The 16,955-nt window shown below is 69.1% G+C and carries 15 protein-coding genes; 6 read left to right on the top strand and 9 right to left on the bottom strand.

All coding sequences use genetic code 11. From position 1 onward, the window contains the following. Positions 1-11: 11 nt before the first annotated feature. Complete coding sequence (locus MJQ72_RS11295) at positions 12-989, top strand: alpha/beta hydrolase family protein (RefSeq protein WP_240599158.1); 978 nt, start codon at positions 12-14, stop codon at positions 987-989. Positions 990-1,241: 252 nt separating this feature from the next. Here the strand turns inward: MJQ72_RS11295 and MJQ72_RS11290 are convergent, their stop codons facing one another. The 3 genes from MJQ72_RS11290 to MJQ72_RS11280 are packed head-to-tail and all read right to left on the bottom strand — an operon-like array spanning position 1,242 to position 3,188. After that, a complete protein-coding gene (locus MJQ72_RS11290) occupies positions 1,242-2,201 on the bottom strand; it encodes a pyridoxal-phosphate dependent enzyme (RefSeq protein ID WP_240599157.1) in 960 nt (319 codons plus the stop codon). After that, entirely contained in the window at positions 2,198-2,842 is a 645-nt protein-coding gene (locus MJQ72_RS11285) for a transcriptional regulator (RefSeq protein ID WP_240599156.1), read from the bottom strand. The genes MJQ72_RS11290 and MJQ72_RS11285 overlap by 4 nt, the downstream gene beginning before the upstream one ends. Then, positions 2,835-3,188, bottom strand: a complete 354-nt coding sequence (locus MJQ72_RS11280; protein WP_240599155.1) for a RidA family protein — start codon at positions 3,186-3,188, stop codon at positions 2,835-2,837. Before MJQ72_RS11280 ends, MJQ72_RS11285 begins: the two co-directional genes overlap by 8 nt. A 112-nt stretch (positions 3,189-3,300) precedes the next feature. Between MJQ72_RS11280 and MJQ72_RS11275 the strand changes: the two genes are divergently transcribed. Continuing rightward, positions 3,301-4,038: a GntR family transcriptional regulator gene (locus tag MJQ72_RS11275; RefSeq protein ID WP_240599154.1), complete on the top strand. Its 738-nt coding sequence runs from the start codon at positions 3,301-3,303 to the stop codon at positions 4,036-4,038. 69 nt (positions 4,039-4,107) lie between these two features. Here the strand turns inward: MJQ72_RS11275 and MJQ72_RS11270 are convergent, their stop codons facing one another. Next, positions 4,108-5,433 (bottom strand): SLC13 family permease, encoded by a 1,326-nt coding sequence (locus MJQ72_RS11270; protein ID WP_240599153.1) that lies wholly within the window; start codon positions 5,431-5,433, stop codon positions 4,108-4,110. Positions 5,434-5,589: 156 nt separating this feature from the next. On the opposite strand from MJQ72_RS11270, the gene MJQ72_RS11265 reads away from it, so the two are divergent. From MJQ72_RS11265 to MJQ72_RS11255, 3 genes are read left to right on the top strand one after another with little or no spacing between them, the layout of a single operon-like run. After that, entirely contained in the window at positions 5,590-6,756 is a 1,167-nt protein-coding gene (locus MJQ72_RS11265; RefSeq protein ID WP_240599152.1) for an alanine--glyoxylate aminotransferase family protein, read from the top strand. A gap of 10 nt (positions 6,757-6,766) precedes the next feature. Further along, entirely contained in the window at positions 6,767-9,664 is a 2,898-nt protein-coding gene (locus tag MJQ72_RS11260) for an FAD-binding and (Fe-S)-binding domain-containing protein (protein WP_240599151.1), read from the top strand. Then, complete coding sequence (locus tag MJQ72_RS11255; RefSeq protein WP_240599150.1) at positions 9,661-10,410, top strand: fumarylacetoacetate hydrolase family protein; 750 nt, start codon at positions 9,661-9,663, stop codon at positions 10,408-10,410. Before MJQ72_RS11260 ends, MJQ72_RS11255 begins: the two co-directional genes overlap by 4 nt. Positions 10,411-10,781: 371 nt before the next feature. Here MJQ72_RS11255 and MJQ72_RS11250 read toward each other — a convergent pair whose 3' ends face one another. Further along, the gene (locus MJQ72_RS11250) at positions 10,782-12,350 is read right to left on the bottom strand and encodes a multicopper oxidase family protein (RefSeq protein ID WP_240599149.1); all 1,569 of its coding nucleotides are present in this window, start codon (positions 12,348-12,350) and stop codon (positions 10,782-10,784) included. Further along, complete coding sequence (locus MJQ72_RS11245; RefSeq protein ID WP_240599148.1) at positions 12,347-12,754, bottom strand: hypothetical protein; 408 nt, start codon at positions 12,752-12,754, stop codon at positions 12,347-12,349. Before MJQ72_RS11245 ends, MJQ72_RS11250 begins: the two co-directional genes overlap by 4 nt. Positions 12,755-12,834: 80 nt before the next feature. Between MJQ72_RS11245 and MJQ72_RS11240 the strand changes: the two genes are divergently transcribed. Then, positions 12,835-13,731 (top strand): LysR family transcriptional regulator, encoded by an 897-nt coding sequence (locus tag MJQ72_RS11240; protein WP_240599147.1) that lies wholly within the window; start codon positions 12,835-12,837, stop codon positions 13,729-13,731. An 18-nt stretch (positions 13,732-13,749) separates the two neighbouring features. Here MJQ72_RS11240 and MJQ72_RS11235 read toward each other — a convergent pair whose 3' ends face one another. From MJQ72_RS11235 to MJQ72_RS11225, 3 genes are all read right to left on the bottom strand, one after another. After that, entirely contained in the window at positions 13,750-14,844 is a 1,095-nt protein-coding gene (locus MJQ72_RS11235; protein ID WP_240599146.1) for a S1 family peptidase, read from the bottom strand. Between the two features lie 262 nt (positions 14,845-15,106). Beyond that, positions 15,107-16,249, bottom strand: a complete 1,143-nt coding sequence (locus tag MJQ72_RS11230) for a GDSL-type esterase/lipase family protein (RefSeq protein WP_240599145.1) — start codon at positions 16,247-16,249, stop codon at positions 15,107-15,109. Positions 16,250-16,257: 8 nt separating this feature from the next. After that, a complete protein-coding gene (locus tag MJQ72_RS11225; RefSeq protein WP_240599144.1) occupies positions 16,258-16,830 on the bottom strand; it encodes a TetR/AcrR family transcriptional regulator in 573 nt (190 codons plus the stop codon). Between the last annotated feature and the right edge of the window lie 125 nt (positions 16,831-16,955).

Below are 16,955 nucleotides of genomic sequence, written 5' to 3'. Positions count from 1 at the left end.
GAGGAGAAGTGATGAAGCGAACCCGGCGGTGGGGTCTGCTGGCGCTGGCCATGGTGGTCCTGCTCGGAAGCCCGGTCCCCGCGAGCGCGGCGGCCGCGCCGGTCTCCGCCGACAACGGGGCGAAGGTCGTCGAAGAGACCTGGCTGGACGCGCGCACGGTCGACCTCAAGATCAGTTCGCCCGCGCTCGGCACCACCGGCATGGTCCGCCTGCTGGTGCCGGCCGGCTGGGCCGCGCAACCCACGCGGACCTGGCCGACGCTGTACCTGCTGCACGGCTGCTGCGAACCGGTCGACTACCGCTCGTGGGACCAGTTCACCGACGTCAAGGCGTTCACCGCCGACAAGGACGCCCTCGTCGTCATGCCGACGGGCGGCCCGGCGGGCATGTACACGAAGTGGTGGAACTTCGGGCTCAGGAGCACTCCCGACTGGGACACCTTCCACACCTTGGAGGTGCGGCAGATCGTCGAACGCGGTTACCGGGCGGGCACGCGGCGAGTGATCGCCGGGCTGTCGATCGGCGGCTACGGCGCGCTCGCGTATTCGTACAAGCACAAGGGGATGTTCACCGCGGCGGCGTCCTACAGCGGGGTGCCGAACACGCTGAACCAGGGAGCCCCGCTGTTCATCCAGGGGATCCTGGCCCGCGCGGGGATCTTCAACTACCTGGAACTCTGGGGCGACAGCTGGGGGATGCGGCCGATCTGGACGGCGAACAACCCGTACGACAACATCGACGGCCTGCGCGGCACGGCGCTCTACATCTCGTGCGGTAACGGCAAGACCGGCCCGCTCGACCCGCCTGGCCAATCGGACATCTTCGAACCCCAGGCGCTGGCCTCGTCGGTGACTTTCACGGATCGCTTGAAGGCCAAGGGGATCCCGGCGACCGTCGACTACTACGGCGACGGTACGCACAGCTGGCCCTACTGGCAGCGGGCGCTGCGGAACTCGTGGCCGGTGCTGGCGGGCGGCCTCGGCCTGTGAGTGCAGGCGTAACTCGCGTGATCAGAGCCGTATCTCGCGTGCTTGAAGACGTAACTCGCGTGATCAGACGCCGCACCGCGAGTTCCGCGCTCAATCACGTGAGTTACGCCTGCAAGCACGCGAGTTACGCGTCTGATCACGCGAGTCACGCGTTCGGCCTTCGCCAAGGTGTTGCGAAAGCCACTTTCGCGACACCGGCACCGCGGGCCCTTCACGGACCCACCGCATTTAGAGGACTAAATGCGGAGAGGGTCAGCCGGCGATCAGTTCGGCGAAGCGTTCCGGGCTGACGTTCCCGCCGCTGATGATCACCCCGACCCGGCCCGGCGCGGAGACCTGACCGGACAGCAGTGCGGCGAGACCGGTGGCCCCGCTCGGCTCCATGACGAGCTTCAGCCGCTCGAACGCGAACCGCATCGCGTCCCGGACCTGCTCGTCGGTGACCAGCGCGACGTCGTCGACGAGCCGCCGGTTGATCGAGAACGTCAGCTCGCCGGGGATCTCGGCGGCCTGGCCGTCGGCGATGGTCCGCGGCACCGGGATCGACACGCGTTCCCCGGCCTCCAGCGAGCGTTTGGTGTCGTCGCCCGCGGCGGGTTCGACGCCGACCACCCGGATGCCGGGCCGCACGGCCTTCGCGGCGGTCGAGCTGCCCGCGATCAGGCCGCCGCCGCCGATCGGGACGACGAGGGTGTCCAGGGAATCGGTGTCCTCCAGCAGTTCCAGCGCCGCGGTGCCCTGGCCGGCGATCACGTGCGGGTGCTCGTAGGGCGGGATGAGCGCGAGACCGCGGTCGGCCGCCAGCGCCTCGCCGATGGCGACGCGGTCACCGGTGTACCGGTCGTAGGTAACGATTTCGGCGCCGTAGCCCGCGGTGGCGTCCTTTTTGGACTGTGGGGTGTCCTCCGGGATCAGGATGACCGCGCTGCTCCCGAGTTCGCGCGCGGCGAGCGCGACGGCCTGCGCGTGGTTGCCCGAGGAGTACGCGGCGATGCCCTTGGCCAGCTGTTCCGGCGAGAGCCGGGAGGCGGCGTTGTACGCGCCACGGAACTTGAACGCCCCGACGCGCTGGAGGTTCTCGCACTTGAGGAAGACCTCGGCGCCGACGAGGTCGTCGAGGGTGCGGGAACGCACGACAGGGGTCCGGTGCGCGACCCCGGCCAGGCGGGCGGCCGCGTCGCGGATGTCGTCGATGGTCACGGGGGCGGTCATGATGCTCCTTGCTCACGGATTTCGGCGAGATAGTTGTAGGCGGAGGCGCGGGAGATCCCGATCCGGGCCGCGACCTGGGGCACGGCCCGCCGCACGGCGAACACGCCACGCGCGTGCAGGCTGCGGAACAGGTCGAGACGTTCTTCGCGGCTGAGCGCGGTCCACGGTTTGTTCAGCCGGAGTTGATGCTCGTCGACGATCGCGTCCACCACCGCGTCGACGTCGTCGCCGAAGGTGGTGGTCGGCGTTTCGGCGGCGGTGCCGACATCGGCGAGCTCGCCGACCAGCGTCCGCAGCTGGCCCAGCGCGGTGACGTCGAGGTTCACGCACAGCGCGCCGAACACCGAGCCGCCGCTGTCGCGCAGCAGCATGGTCGAAGACTTCACGAGTTTCCCGGACGCCGTCCTCGTGACGTAGTTCAGCTGGTCTTCGGCGTCGTCGCCGCGGGCGAGCAGACCCATGCCGATCTCGCTCATCGACCCGCCGACGGTGCGGTCGGTGACCGAGCCGGCGATCGCGACCACCGACTTCTCCGGGCGGCGGAAGTCGTGCACCACGACTTCGCAGAACGAGCCGAGCGTCGCCGCGATGCCGTCGGCGACCGGGGCGAGCGCGTCGAGGATCGCGTCCTGCTCAGACATCGCGTACTCGGGCGAGGGCCTCGACTTCGACGACGCCGCCGTAGGGCAGGGACGCGACCCCGACGCAGGTGCGGGCGGGCCTCGGCTCGGAGAAGAACTCCTCGTAGACCCGGTTGAGGCCGTCGCGGTCGGCGATGTCGGTCAGGTAGACCACGACTTTCACCACGTCCGCCCGCGTCGCGCCCACCGAACGCAGTGCGGCGTCGAGGTTGGCGAAGGCCCGCGGGCATTCGGCGTCGAATCCGCCGGGTACCAGTTCCCCGGTCTCGGTCACGCCGAGCCGTCCGGACACGGAAACCAGGTCACCGCTGCGGAAGGCGGGCGGATACGGATGCTCGTTGATCACGAGACCGACTGTATAAGCGTTGGACGGATTGTCCAACCAATTAGGGAGTGACCTACCGCTCACGCGCGACGACAGTGATTGATATACCGTATACAGACAGGGAGGGGTCCGTATGACCATGAGTTCCGTGCAGGACGACGACGGCCGCATCGTCGCGCCGCCGAGCATGGCCGACCTGGCCACCCAGGCGCTGCGCGCGATGATACTTTCCGGCGAACTCCCGCCCGGCACGCGTTTGGTCGAGGCCAAGCTCACCGAACGGCTCGGGGTGTCCCGCCCGCCGCTGCGCGAAGCGTTGCAGGTCTTGGCTTTCGAAGGCCTCGTCGTGCCGCACCCTCGGCGCGGCGTCATCGTCCGCCCGCTGACCCGCCATGACGTCTACGAAATCGTCACCCTGCGCGAAGAGCTCGAAGCCTTCGCCGTCCGGATCGGCATCCCGGTGCGCTCGCCGGAGCGGTTGCAGGCTTGCCGGGATGCCCTCGCGGCGTTCGAACAGGCGGGCCGTGACGGCGACGAAGGTGTGTTCACGCAACGGAAGTACGACTTCCATCAGTCGATCGTCGCGCTGGCCGGGCACGAGCGCGTCACCGAGGCCTATCGCGCGCTTTCCCTGCAGATGCAGCTGTGCATGGCCCTCAACCGCAGCGCCCGCCGCGACGGCGAATCGCTGATGCAGAACGTCGAGCGGCACCGCGAGCTGCTCACGATCATCGAGGGCGGAGACCCCGAAGCGGTGTTGCGGGCGCTGGCCGATCACGGTCACGGCAGCTTCCTCGACGCGGTGGTGGACCAGCTCGACGGCGGCACCCCCGATTCGGAACGCTGGCTGGCCGAACGCCGGAGTCGCTGAAGGGAGCTTTCCCCGCGTGTGACGCGAGGAAAGCTCCCTTCGCCGCGTGAGATGCGGCGAAAGCTCCTTTCAGCCCAAGCCGGGCAGGATGAACAGCAGCCAGGTCGCGATCGGCGCGATCGCGCACATGCTGAACCCCCAGATCATCAAGCCCCGGAACACTTTGTCGTTCTGGCCGGCGGGCGCGTTGGCCACGACCAGCGCGCCGCTGGTGGAGAACGGCGACGAGTCGACGACCGAAGACGAGATCGCCAGCGCGATGATCATGCCGACCGCGCCGACCTCGCCCGCCAGCAGGAACGGCACGGCGAGCGGGATGAGCGCGCCGAGGATCCCGGTCGTCGACGCGAACGCCGAGACCACGGCGCCGATCGCGCAGATCAGGATCGCGGCCAGCAGTGGGGAACCGATCCGCGTCACCAGGTTGCCGAGCCAGTCGATCGTGCCGACCCGCTCCATCAGCGAGACGAACGTGACGATCCCGCAGATCAGCAGCACCGTCGGCCACGCGACCTCGCCGACGGCCGCCTTGGCCGACCCCGGCGAGACCAGTGACAGCACCGTCGCCACGGTCAGCGCGGTGAAGCCGACGTCGAGTTTGAACACCAGCGCTCCCACCGCGAGCGCCGCCAGCCCGATCAGCGTGAACACGTGGTCGCGAGTGAGCGGAAGACGTTCCTCGGGCTCGTCGGTGCCACCGCTGGAAGGCGCGGGGTCGCCGGTCAGCGTCGTCACCGTCGAGGAGCCGCTGTGCGCGAGCGCGGCGACCTTGGGTTCGGCGGACGACCGGCGGATCAGTTCGCGGCCGCCGAAGAGGAAGAACACCACGACACTCAGCACCAGGTTGAAGACGAAGGAAGACGCGAACAACAGCCCCGGGTCGCTCGGCAGGTTGTCGCGGGCGACGACGCCGTTGACGATGCTGCCGAAGATGCTGATGGGGGAGAAGCCGCCCGCGCTGGCGCCGTTGATGATCAGCAGGCCCATCAGCATCGGGTTGATCGAAGAGCGGCGGGCGAACCCCATGCCGATCGGGGCGATGATCGCCACCGCCGCCGGTACCACCGCGCCGACCGCGGTCAGGGCCGCGGTGACCACGAACATCACCCACGGGATCAGGGCGATCCGCCCGCCGACGGCGCGCACCACCAGGTGCACGAGCCGGTCGACGGTGCCGTTGCCTTTGGCTATCGCGAACAGCAACGTCACCCCGACCAGGATGACGAAGAGATCGCCGGGAAAGCCCGAGACGATGTCGTCGGTGCTCTCCCCGGCGAAGGCCGTGCCGATCACGAAGGCGGCGACGAACGCCAGCGCTCCCATGTGGACGGGGAGCACGGTCGCGATCAGGAAGACCAGGGCGAGCGCCACGACGGTGACGAGTTGTATGGACATCGGAATCCTCTGCGGTCGGCGCTGACACATTCAGGGAATCGGGTCGAAGTTGTTCCGGGTACCCCCTCGACGGAGTTCGGTACACGGTATACCGTTCAAGCGGCGAGACCAAGGTTTCGCCCGTGGAACATTTCGAAGCCGAGCGTGGAGGCGCACATGACATACGCGGCCGGACGGCACTTCCTGCAGATCCCGGGTCCGACGAACGTTCCCGACGTGGTGCTCCGGGCGATGTCGGCGGCGACCATCGACCACCGCGGACCGGAGTTCCAAGAGCTCGCGACGCGGCTGCTGCGAGACATCAAGCCCGTCTTCGGCACCACGAACCCGGTCGTCATCTACCCCTCCACCGGGACGGGCGCGTGGGAAGCGGCGCTGACCAACACCCTCAGCCCAGGCGACACCGTCCTGGCCTTCGAGACCGGGCATTTCGCCACGCTGTGGCAGGAAATGGCGCGAGGGCTCGGCCTGCACGTCGACTTCGTGCCGGGCGACTGGCGGCACGGAGCCGACCCCGAGGTGGTCGCCGGCAAGCTCTCCGCCGACACCGCGCACCGGATCAAGGCCGTCTGCGTGGTCCACAACGAGACCTCCACCGGCGTCACCAGCCGGATCCCCGAGATCCGCGCCGCGATCGACGCCGCCGGACATCCCGCGCTGCTGCTGGTCGACACCATCTCGTCGCTGGGTTCGATCGACTACCGGCACGACGAATGGGGCGTCGACGTCACCGTCGCGGGTTCGCAGAAGGGCCTCATGCTCCCGCCGGGCATGAGCTTCAACGCGATCAGCGACAAGGCCCTGGACGCCGCCAGGACCGCGAGCCTGCCGAAGATCTTCTGGGACTGGGGGCCGATGCTCAGCGCGAACGAACGTGGATTCTTCCCGTATACCCCCAACACCAACCTGATGTACGGCCTGCGGGAAGCCCTGCGCTTGCTCTACGAAGAGGGGCTCGAGAACGTCTTCGCGCGGCACGCCCGGCACGCGGCCGCCACGCGCGCCGCCGTCCGCGGCTGGGGCCTGGAGGTCCTTTGCCAGGACGAGCGCGAACATTCCGGCGCGCTGACCGCGGTCCTGATGCCCGAAGGGATCGACGCCGACAAGGTCCGTGCGATCATCCTCGACCGGTTCGACATGTCCTTGGGCGCGGGATTGGGCAAACTCGCCGGGAAGATCTTCCGGATCGGGCATCTCGGCGCGTTCAACGATCTCACCCTCGCCGGCACTCTCGCGGGAGTCCAAATGGGACTGACGCTCGCCGGCGCCCCCGCCGATCCACGCGGGCTGCGGGACGCCCTCGACGTGCTGCAGAACGACTGAGGGCCCGCCGATGACCAGCCTTCTCGAAGAAGCGTTGCGCACGCGGCTCAAGGGGGAAGCCGCCTTCGACGACTACACGCGCCACCTGTTCTCCCGCGACGCGAGCATGTACTCGATCATGCCGCGCGGGGTCGTGTTCCCCGTCGATCACGAAGACGTCGTCGCGGCCGTCGCCACGGCGGCGGAGTTCGGCGTGCCCGTCGTCCCGCGCGGGGCCGGCACCAGCCTGGCCGGGCAGACCGTCGGTCCCGGTCTGGTGCTCGACCTGTCGCGGCATCTGAACCGGATCATCGACATCGATCCCGTCGCGCGGACCGCCGTCGTCGAACCCGGCGTCGTCCAGGATCAGCTCAACCAGGCGGCGGCCGCGCACGGGCTGATGTTCGGGCCCGACACCTCCACCAGCAACCGCGCCACGATCGGCGGCATGGTCGGCAACAACTCGGCGGGTTCCGGGTCGCTGACCTTCGGCATGACCATCGATCACGTCCGCGCGCTGGACGTCGTCCTCGCCGACGGCTCCACCGCCCGGCTGGAACCGGTGAGCGAGACCGAACGCGCGCGGCGCGCCGAGGCGGACACCCTGGAAGGGCGTATCTACCGCGAGCTCCCCGAACTCGTCAGCGCGCACGAGGACGCCATCGCCAAGGGCATGCCGGTGTTCTGGCGGCGCGCGTGCGGCTACCGGCTCGACCGCCTCGCCGGATACGGCGACGGAAAACCCTTCGACCTGGCCAAATTCGTCGTCGGCGCGGAGGGCACACTCGTGCTGGCCACCAGGATCGAAGTCGATCTGGTGCCCAAGCCGAAGAAGACCGTCTACGCTGTCGGGCATTTCGAGACCACGCACGGCGCGATCTCGGCCACGCTCGACGCGCTCAGCTGCGAGCCGCATCAGGTCGAGATGATGGACAAGACCATTCTCGACCTCTCACGGCAGAAGATCGAGTACGCCGATCTCGGCGACCATCTCGTCGGTGATCCGGCGGCGCTGCTGTTCGTGTCCTTTTCCGGCGACGACGAGACTCGGCTCGCGGGCAAACTCGACGAGGTCGCCGGGCTCTGGGAGCGCAACGGACACGGCTATCACACGCTCAAACTCGTCACGGCCGCCGAACAGGCGGCGCTGCTCAAGGTGCGCAAGTCCAGTCTCGGGCTGCTGATGGCGGCAGGGGAGGGGACCAAGCGGCCGCTGGCGTTCATCGAGGACACCGCCGTCGCTCCCGAGCACCTCGCCGAATACACCGCGCGGTTCAAGGAAATCCTCGACGAGCACCGCCTGGAAGCCGGGTTCTACGGCCATTGTTCGGTCGGCTGCCTGCACATCCGGCCGTTCGTCGACCTCACCGACCCCGCCCAGGTCGACACGATGCGCGCGGTCGCGGAGAAGATCAAGGACCTCGTGGCCGAATTCGGTGGCGTGAACTCCTCCGAACACGGCGACGGCCTCGCCCGCTCGGAGTTCAACCGGGAGATCTTCGGCGACGAACTCTACGAGGCCATGCGCCAGGTCAAGAAGCTCTTCGATCCCGCGGGCACGATGAATCCCGGCAAGATCGTCGACGCGCCCCCGATGACCGAGAACCTGCGCGACCGTGACGCCCTGCCGCCCGCGCCGCCGTTGCGGACGATGCTGTCCTTCGAGGTCGTCGGCGGGATGCGCGGCGCCGCCGACCGCTGCATGAACATCGGGCTGTGCCGCAAGACCACCGGCGGCGTGATGTGCCCGTCGTACCAGGTCACTCTGCAGGAGGAGCATTCCACGCGCGGCCGGGCCAACGCCTTGGTCAAGGCTCTTTCCGAGCCGGACCCGAAGGCCGCGCTCGGCGGGGAACGACTGCACGAGATCCTCGACCTGTGCCTGATGTGCAAGGCGTGCAAGAGCGAATGCCCGATGAGCGTCGACATGGCCTCGCTCAAGGCCGAAACCCTGCACCAGCACCACGAGGAGCACGGCACGCCGCTGCGGTCGCGGATCTTCGGCTCGATCCGGTTCTTCAACCGGCTCGGCTCGGCGACCGCGCCACTGTCCAATGTGCCCGGACGGATCAGGCCGCTCCGCAAGGTCATGGAACGGACAGTCGGCATCAAGGCCGAACGTCCGCTGCCGAAATTCGTGCGGGAAAACCTCGTGCGCTGGAACCGCCGCCGGGTGGCGGCGCCGGGGACGGCGGGCACGGTGAACTGGCTCGCGGATTCCTTCACCACCTTCACCGAACCGCAGATCGGCAAGGCTGCCATCGAGCTGCTCGAAAGCGCGGGCTGGGCGGTGGAACTCGCGTCCGGGGGCTGCTGCGGACGGTCGAGCCTGTCCAAAGGCCTGCTGGACGACGCCAAGAAGAAGGCCGCCGGACTGGTCACGGCCTTGGCACGCGACACGGAACCGGGATCGCCGATCGTCGGCTGTGAGCCGTCGTGCGTGTTCACGCTGCGCGACGAGACTTTGGCGCTGCTACCGGAACTTCCCGAAGCGCGGCAGATCAAGGAGCGCGTCCGCCAGGTGGAGGAACTGCTCGTCGAGGCTATCGACGACGGCAGGCTGACCCTGCCGGAACGCTCGTGGCTGAGCGGGCGGCGCGTGGTCTTCCACGGCCACTGCCACCAGAAGGCGGAGGTCGGCACCGCCGCCACCATGGCGCTCCTGCGGCGCATCCCGGGGCTGGAGGTCGCCGAGATCGACTCCGGATGCTGCGGGATGGCGGGCTCGTTCGGCTTCGAGGCCGAGCACTACGAGACCTCGATGGCCGTCGGCCGCGACCGGCTTTTCCCCGCGCTGGAACAGGAACCGGACGGCACACTGGTCGCCGCGACGGGCGTTTCGTGCCGTCAGCAGATCTTCCACGGCGCGGGCCGCACGGCGTGGCATCCGCTCGAACTGGTCCGTGAAGCGCTCGGCGGCCCGGCATGAAGCTGATCCGCTTCGACGACGGCGGAACCGCTCGGACAGGGTGTGTGGACGGCGATCTCGTGTTCGCTTACGACCCGGTCACCGGGCCGGGCGAGGTCGTCGGCCCGCTGGCCGGGGTCCGGTTGCTCGCGCCGTGCGAGCCGCGCACGATCGTGTGCGTCGGCAGCAACTATCCCTGCCAGCTGAAGGAAAAAGGCCGCCCGTGGCCGGAGCGGCCCGCCCTGTTCCTCAAGGCGCCCAACGCCGTCACCGGGCCGGGACAGCCGATCCTGCACCCACCCGAGGTCGAACGCCTGGAGTACGAGGGCGAACTGGCCGTCGTCATCGGCAGGACCGCGCGGAACTTGACCGTCGAGAACGCTTCGGCGCACGTCCTCGGCTACACCTGCGCCAACGACGTCACCGCGCACGACTGGCGGGCCGACGGTCAATGGGCACGGGCCAAGAGCGCCGACACGTTCCTGCCGCTCGGGCCCTGGATCACCACCGGCATCGAGAACGGAGACCTCGAGGTGGCCACGCGGATCAACGACCGGACCGTCCAGCGGGCCGCCACCCGGGAGATGATCTTCGGCGTGCCGGAGATCCTCGCGTGGGTGACCCGCTGGTTCACCCTGCGGCCCGGCGATGTCGTGCTCACCGGCAGCCCGGCGGGGGTCGGGCCGATGAAGCCGGGGGACGAGGTCACCGTCGCGATCGAGGGTGTCGGGGAGCTGACCAACCCGGTCCGGTCTCGTGAGTGGTAGAAGCGGTACTTGCCTTGTTTAGTGCGTCGTTGTCTGTGGCGGGCGGCGCTCGGTGAGCCGAGTGTGGAGGATCAGGGACGTTCACCGTCCCGAAAGCTCCACACTCGACCACTGACCCTGCACATTCGCCCTGTTCAGGCGTGGGTAATCACGTACCGGTCTGCTCCGCCGCCCTGATCACTCACGAGACCGGGCCCATCGCCGTCCTTGCTCGCCCCTGCAGTACGTGAAGGCCCCCTTCACGCGCCGCCGCTGTGACCAATGGGGCCAGTCGTGTCGCCAGTCCTGCGGTGGCGATCGCGGAGTCCGTGAGGGCCTCCTTCCCTACCTTCAGGGTAGGCAAGGAGGCCCTCACGGACCGGCCGCCATCTTCAGACCACCTCGAAGTTCGCCATCATCGCCATGTCCTCGTGTTCGGCGTTGTGACAATGGAACACGTAGCGGCCGCGATACCCGTCGAAGCGCGCGATGACCTCGACCGACTCGCCAGGGGCCAGATCGACGGTGTCCTTGATGCCGCCGTCGAACGGTCCCGGCGGCCGTCCGCCGCGCGAAAGGATCCGGAATCCCACCAGATGCAGATGCACGGGATGGTGGATGTCGGCGACGAACCGCCAGATCTCGGTGTCGCCGAGGCGCGGGCTCGCCGACATCAGGTCCGGCGAGAACGGTTCCCCGCCGATCACCCACCCCGCGCGACCGTGGACGGTCCCCGCGCGGAACGAGAAGTCGCGCGTGGTCGTGGCCCGCTCGCGGGCGAGCGGCGGGATTTCGCCTAGTTTCGCCGGAACACGGCTGTCGTCCGCCGCACGGCGCGCGACGACGAACCGCATCACCTGGGCGGTCGAGCCGGAGCCCAGCCGGTTCACGAGGGTGACCTCGGTGCCGACGGGATACCGGCCGAAGTCGACCACGACGTCGTACCGTTCCGCCGGTGCGATGGGGAGATGGTCGTGTGCGCGCGGCGCGTCGAGCAGGCCCTGGTCGGCGCCGATCTGCACGAAACCGCCGCCACCGGGTGGCGGCGGGTCGAGCGCCAGGTCGTAACGCCGTGCGTTGGAGCCGTTGAGGAGACGCAGCCGGTACCGCGCGGCCGCGACCTCGTGCACCGGCCACGGCGCGCCGTTGACGAGGATCACGTCACCGAAAACGCCCTCCACATAAGCACTTTCGACCCCCGGCGTGGTCCGCAGCGTCCGGTCGAGGGAGGGATAGGCGAATTCGCCGTGCTCGTCGAAGGAGCGGTCGGCGATCATCAGTGGCAGTTCACGGTCCCCGGACGGGAGCCCCAGGGCGTCTTCCTCGTCGTCACGGATCAGATGGAATCCGGCCAGGCCCCGGTACACGGCCGGACCGGTGAAGTCCATGCGGTGGTCGTGGTACCAGAGGGTCGCGGCCCGTTGCCGCAGCGGGAAGATGTAGTCGCGCTCCCCGTCGGAGATCCGGGCGCGGGCGTCGACCATGCCGTGCCCGGCGTGCGCCGCGCTCCAGCCGGACCGCGGCAGGACGAGATCGGTCGGGTAGCCGTCGGATTCGGCGGGGGTGTGCCCGCCGTGCAGGTGGACCACGGTCGGCACGGGAAGTTCGTTGCGATGGTGCGCGACCACCGTCCGATCCCGCCGCGATTCGATCGTCGGACCCGGGAAGATCCCGTCGTAGCCCCAGATCGGCGTCCGGACACCGGGCAGGATCTCGGCCGTCGCCGCCCGCTGGGTGATCGTGTAGTGATCCGCGTCGGCTGTCCTTTGTGGACGCAATACCGGCGGGATCGGCAGCGGCACCCGGAAGGGTTCCGGCAACGGGAGCCCGCTGCGCAGCAGTTCACCGGTCCCCGGCGCGCCTTGTGCCAGCAGGCGGGGTGCCGCGATCCCGGCGGCGGCGAGGACACCGGCTCCACCGGCGAGCCCGAGGAAGGTCCGGCGGGGAAGGCGGCGGCTCATCGGCCCGCCCGCCAGGTCTGTGGCCGCCAGACGGCGATGGTCGTCAGCACCGCACCGGTGACCAGCGCGACGCCGAGGGGAATGTGCAGATCGAGCGCGCCCGCCATCCCGGCGAGGTACTGCCCGGTCTCGCCCGCCGCGAGCAGCAGGCTGATCCAGAACAGCCAGCGCGGTCCGCGGACCAGCCAGAGCACCAGCGCCGCCAGGATCTGCGCGTACGCCAGGTACGACACCGCGTCCGCGCCCCAGCGGTGCAGCCAGAGCATGTCGTAATCGCCGCCGAGATAGCCGCCGGCGAACACCGGCTGGCCGATGATCGCGACGGCGTGGGCGCTCACCAGCACCCGGTTCACCACCAGCGTCCCGTTCGCCTTCCGGCTCGGGCCGGTCAGGATTTCACTCACGCGATCGAACGTAGGAGCCGACGCCTTATGCTGTCCAAGACAAGATCGGTTATCTGTTCATAACAGGTGAGGTATCAGCAGTGGATCTTCTGGCCCTCCGGTACTTTCAGACCGTCGCCCGGCTCGAACACGTCGGCCGCGCCGCCGAGAAGCTGCGGGTCGCGCAACCCTCGCTCAGCCGGACCTTGGCCAGGCTGGAGAACGACCTCGGCGTACCGCTGTTCGACCGGCACGGGCGCCGGATCAGGCTCAACCGCTTCGGCGCCGTGTTCCTCCGCCGTGTCGACCGGGCGCTGGCCGAACTCGACGACGCCCGTCAGGAGCTGGACGACGCCGCCGGGCTGGAACGAGGCACCGTCACCGTCGCGGCCGAAAGCCTGCTCGCCCTCACTGAGCCGCTTCGCACCTTCGTTCCCGAGCACCCGCTGGTGGACGTGCGGTTGTCCCAGGCATCGGGGGAAGGCATGGCGGAGAAGCTGCGATCCGGCGACGTCGACCTGTGCATCTCATCGCAACCGTTGGCGGGCAACGACATCCGCAGCCGCGTGCTGCTCGACGAACAGGTGTTCCTCTGCGTGCCTTCCGGGCACCGGCTCGCCGGGCGTGGCCGGGTCGGCCTGGCGGATCTCGAAGGCGAGCCGTTCCTCACCACGCGCCCCGGATACTGGCAGCGCGAGCTCGCCGAGCGCCTGTTCGCGAAGGCCGGGCTCGAACTTCACATCGTCTGTGAGGGTGACGAGGCCGCGGTGCTCTTCCAGCTCATCGACGCGGGCCTCGGCCTCGCGTTCGTGCCGTCGCTCGGGCTCCGGCCGGAAACGAGCCGGACGGTGGTCTGGCTCGACGTCGACGATCCCGAGTGCCGCCGCGTGCTCAGCGTCGCGTGGCGCGAGGACACCTATCTTTCCGCCGCGGCACGACGTTTCCGTGATCACGCCGTCGAGCACTTCCACGCGCAGGCCGGGCCCCGGTCGCGGTGACCGGGGCCCGTGACGTGCCTACGGGTTGAGCGTGACGCTGTAGGCGCTCAGCGCCTCGCCGATCGGCTGGAAGTACGAGGTGCCGCTGCCCTTGCCGGAGGTGATCCCCAGCCCGACGCTGCCGGAGAACAGGCAACCGCCCGAGTCGCCGGGGTTGACCAGCGCGTTGGTCTGGATCAGCTGGTACACCGAGCCTTCGGCGTAGTTCACCGTGACGTTGAGCCGCTGCACCGAACCCGAGGTGAGCCGGGTGGTGCTGCCGCTCTTGCTGATCCGCTGCCCGACGGTCGCCGAACCGGCGGACGCGATCCGCTGGGTGGAGCCGTTCCACAGGGTGACCGCGCCCGGCGCGCTGCCGGTGGTGTTGCGGATCAGGCCGTAGTCGTTGGTCGGGAAGCTGGCGCCCTGCGACGGCCCGACGTTCCACTGCGACACCGCGCGGGTGCAGTGGCCGGCGTCGAGGATGTAGTTCTGGCCGCCGCGGTTGGTGTTGAACCCGGCCGAACAGCGGGTGCCGCCGCCGGTGATGGCCTCGCCGTTGTAGATCGCGGTGTGCATCTCGCCGGTGGTCCGCTCCACGCGGACCCGGTCGCCGAGCGCTTCCGCGGCCTTCACGAGAGCCTCGGAGCCCTTCGCGGCGTCGGAGATGGTCAGCACGACCTGGTTGGCCTTGGGGTCGAGGCCGATCGAGGTGTGCGCGACCGTGGGCAACGCCTGCAGGGCGTTCTGCGCGCTCGTGAGCGCCGCACTGGAGTGCTTGACCACGCGGGCCCGCGCGCCGGTCGCGGTCACCTGGTCGGCGGCGGCCTGGTCGAGCACGTTCACGACCGGCTTGGCGGCGTCGTCGAGGTAACCGTCGGCGGCACGGGAGCCGAGCGACGCGGTGACCTTCTGCAGCGTTTCGACACTGGCCGTCTGCGTCCGGAGGAACTCGACCGCGGCGGCCTGGCTCATCCCGGCTTCGGCGGCGAGGGACGTCACGGCCTCGTGCTGCACCGTGGGGGAGTAGCCCGCGATGGTGGTGGCGGTGGCCGTGGACGGGGCGAGGAAGCCGACGGCCGCGGCCGCGGCCACCAGTGTGGTGGCGGTACGGGCTAAGGGGGTTGTGCGCATACCGGTGACTCACTTTCGCGAGGGAGGATCCAGCGCGAGGGGTGGCCGCACTGGACACAGTGGGGTCGCCGGGCACGGCCAAGGCGACCCGGCACCGGTGATCCGGTGCCGATCATGGTGATCCGCCGCACCGGAGGCGGATACCGACTTTCGTTGGACAGGAAGAAAAATAGGTACCCGCAAACGGGGCTACCGAGGTATACGCGCACAGTAACCGATGGGGCTCGTGAGTGGTAAGGACGGTTCTAACCGTCCTTACCACTCACGAGGCGGCGAAGGCCAAGCGTGCGAAGCGTTCCCCGATGAGCCGGTGCGTGGCCGCGTCCGGATGGAGGTGGTCGGGCAGCGGGTGCTCGGCGTGGTCGGCCTCGCCGTACAGTTCGAGGCCGTCGAGGTAGCGCAGGTTCGGATCGTCCGCGCTCCGCTCCTTGACGATGCGGGCGAGTTCGTCGCGGATCACGGTGAGCGTGAGCTTTCCCGCGGCGGTCTCCTCGGGATCGCCGGTCGCCCTGAACCGCACTTTTCCTTCCCGCAAGGCGTCCGGATCGAATTCGCCGGGCCCCGGTGTGTGCTCGTGGATGGGGCAATAGAGCGGCGAGACGACCAGCAACGGCGTGGTGGGCCGGCCTTCCCTGATGGTGTCGAGGAAACCGTGCACCGCCGGGCCGAACGCGCGCAGCCGCATCAGGTCCGCGTTGACGACGTTGATCCCGATCTTGACGCTGATGAAGTCGGCCGCCGTGTCCCGCATCGCCCGGGCGGTGAACGGGTCGAGCAGCGCGCTGCCGCCGAAGCCGAGATTGACCAGTTCCACTCCGGCGATGGCCGCGGCCCTGGCAGGCCAGATCCCGGTCGGAGTCGCCGCGTTGGACCCGTGGCTGATGGAACTGCCGTGGTGCAGCCAGGTCTTGCGGCCGGACGATCGGACACTGTGGACGGTCGCGTCGGTGCGCAGGGCGACGAGCCGCGTCGTTTCGTTGTGCGGCAGCCAGATCTCGACGTTCTTTTCGTGCCCGGGAAGCCCGTCGAACCGCAGGGTCCGGACGGGGCCGGGCTGGTGCCGCGCCGTGCCGGTGGCCAGGTCGACGGTGATCGTGTCGCCCTCGGCCACGCTCGCGTGCCCGGCGAGCCGGCCGTCGGCGAACAGTTCGTAGACGCCATCGTGCCGGGGCGGTGTACCGGCGAAAACCCGTTTGGTGGCCAGGACATCGAGTTCGACGAGCGTCGCCGTGCTGCGGAAGACCAGCCGCACACCGGACGGCTGCGATTCCGCCATGGCCAGCTGACCGTCGGGGATCTGCTGCCTGGTCCGGGCGGGCAGCCGGTGGGGGAGCACGCCGCGTTCGGTGTCTTCGAGGTCCAGCGCGCCGCGGACGAGGTCGGCGGTGATCGGGGTGGTGAACATGCTTCCGTTCATTTCGTTCGGGGCCAAGCGCGCAGCAGGACGTCGAGCGCGTCGAGGATCTCGGTCCAGCTCTCCTGCGAGCCGGGGGTGCTGTGGCTGAAACCTCCGGCGGCCTCCAGGCCCACGAAGCCGCTGAACACACTGCCCAGCAGCCGGACCGCGTGTGTCTGGTGCGGCTCGGCCAGGTCGTACCCGCGCAAGATCGCCCGCGTCAGTTCGGCGTGCCGGACGCCGGCGCTGGTGGACGCCTTCTCCGGGGCGAGCCGGAATCTCGCGGCGGTGAATCTGCCCGGATGTTCGAGCGCGTAGTCGCGGTGGACGTTCGCCAAGGCGATCAGCGCGTCCTTGCCCGCCAGCCCCGCCACCGCGGTGGCGGCGAGATCGGCGAGTTCGGCCAAGGCCAGCAGGGCGATCTCGGTCTTCAGCTCGTGGGCGTTCCGCACGTGCGAATACAGGCTCGCCGTCTTGACGCCGCACCGCTTCGCGAGCTCAGTGGGGGTCACCTGCTCGAAGCCGATCTCGTCGGCGAGCTCCGCGCCCGCCAGGACCACGCGTTCCGTGGTCAGTCCCGCTCTCGCCATGACGGCCACCGTACCATAGTCCATTCGGGATTTGCCTAATGAGATTAGGTAGCCGAAAGGTGGGTTCGGTAGCGCCCGGTACGGCGAAGGCTGACCGCACACGCCCCGGAAGTCTGGAGTCACGT

Origin of the sequence: Amycolatopsis sp. EV170708-02-1, from assembly GCF_022479115.1 — a bacterium.
In the GTDB taxonomy this organism is placed as follows: domain Bacteria; phylum Actinomycetota; class Actinomycetes; order Mycobacteriales; family Pseudonocardiaceae; genus Amycolatopsis.
Note: the sequence above shows the minus strand (reverse complement) of the source record. Positions and strands in the feature narration are given on the sequence as shown.

Excerpts from the sequence above, each read along its gene's own strand:
- MJQ72_RS11295 (WP_240599158.1), top strand. The coding sequence starts at position 12 with ATGAAGCGAACCCGGCGGTGGGGTCTGCTGGCGCTGGCCATGGTGGTC.
- MJQ72_RS11290 (WP_240599157.1), bottom strand. The coding sequence starts at position 2,201 with ATGACCGCCCCCGTGACCATCGACGACATCCGCGACGCGGCCGCCCGC.
- MJQ72_RS11285 (WP_240599156.1), bottom strand. The coding sequence starts at position 2,842 with ATGTCTGAGCAGGACGCGATCCTCGACGCGCTCGCCCCGGTCGCCGAC.
- MJQ72_RS11275 (WP_240599154.1), top strand. The coding sequence starts at position 3,301 with ATGACCATGAGTTCCGTGCAGGACGACGACGGCCGCATCGTCGCGCCG.
- MJQ72_RS11270 (WP_240599153.1), bottom strand. The coding sequence starts at position 5,433 with ATGTCCATACAACTCGTCACCGTCGTGGCGCTCGCCCTGGTCTTCCTG.
- MJQ72_RS11265 (WP_240599152.1), top strand. The coding sequence starts at position 5,590 with ATGACATACGCGGCCGGACGGCACTTCCTGCAGATCCCGGGTCCGACG.
- MJQ72_RS11260 (WP_240599151.1), top strand. The coding sequence starts at position 6,767 with ATGACCAGCCTTCTCGAAGAAGCGTTGCGCACGCGGCTCAAGGGGGAA.
- MJQ72_RS11255 (WP_240599150.1), top strand. The coding sequence starts at position 9,661 with ATGAAGCTGATCCGCTTCGACGACGGCGGAACCGCTCGGACAGGGTGT.
- MJQ72_RS11250 (WP_240599149.1), bottom strand. The coding sequence starts at position 12,350 with ATGAGCCGCCGCCTTCCCCGCCGGACCTTCCTCGGGCTCGCCGGTGGA.
- MJQ72_RS11235 (WP_240599146.1), bottom strand. The coding sequence starts at position 14,844 with ATGCGCACAACCCCCTTAGCCCGTACCGCCACCACACTGGTGGCCGCG.
- MJQ72_RS11230 (WP_240599145.1), bottom strand. The coding sequence starts at position 16,249 with ATGTTCACCACCCCGATCACCGCCGACCTCGTCCGCGGCGCGCTGGAC.
- MJQ72_RS11225 (WP_240599144.1), bottom strand. The coding sequence starts at position 16,830 with ATGGCGAGAGCGGGACTGACCACGGAACGCGTGGTCCTGGCGGGCGCG.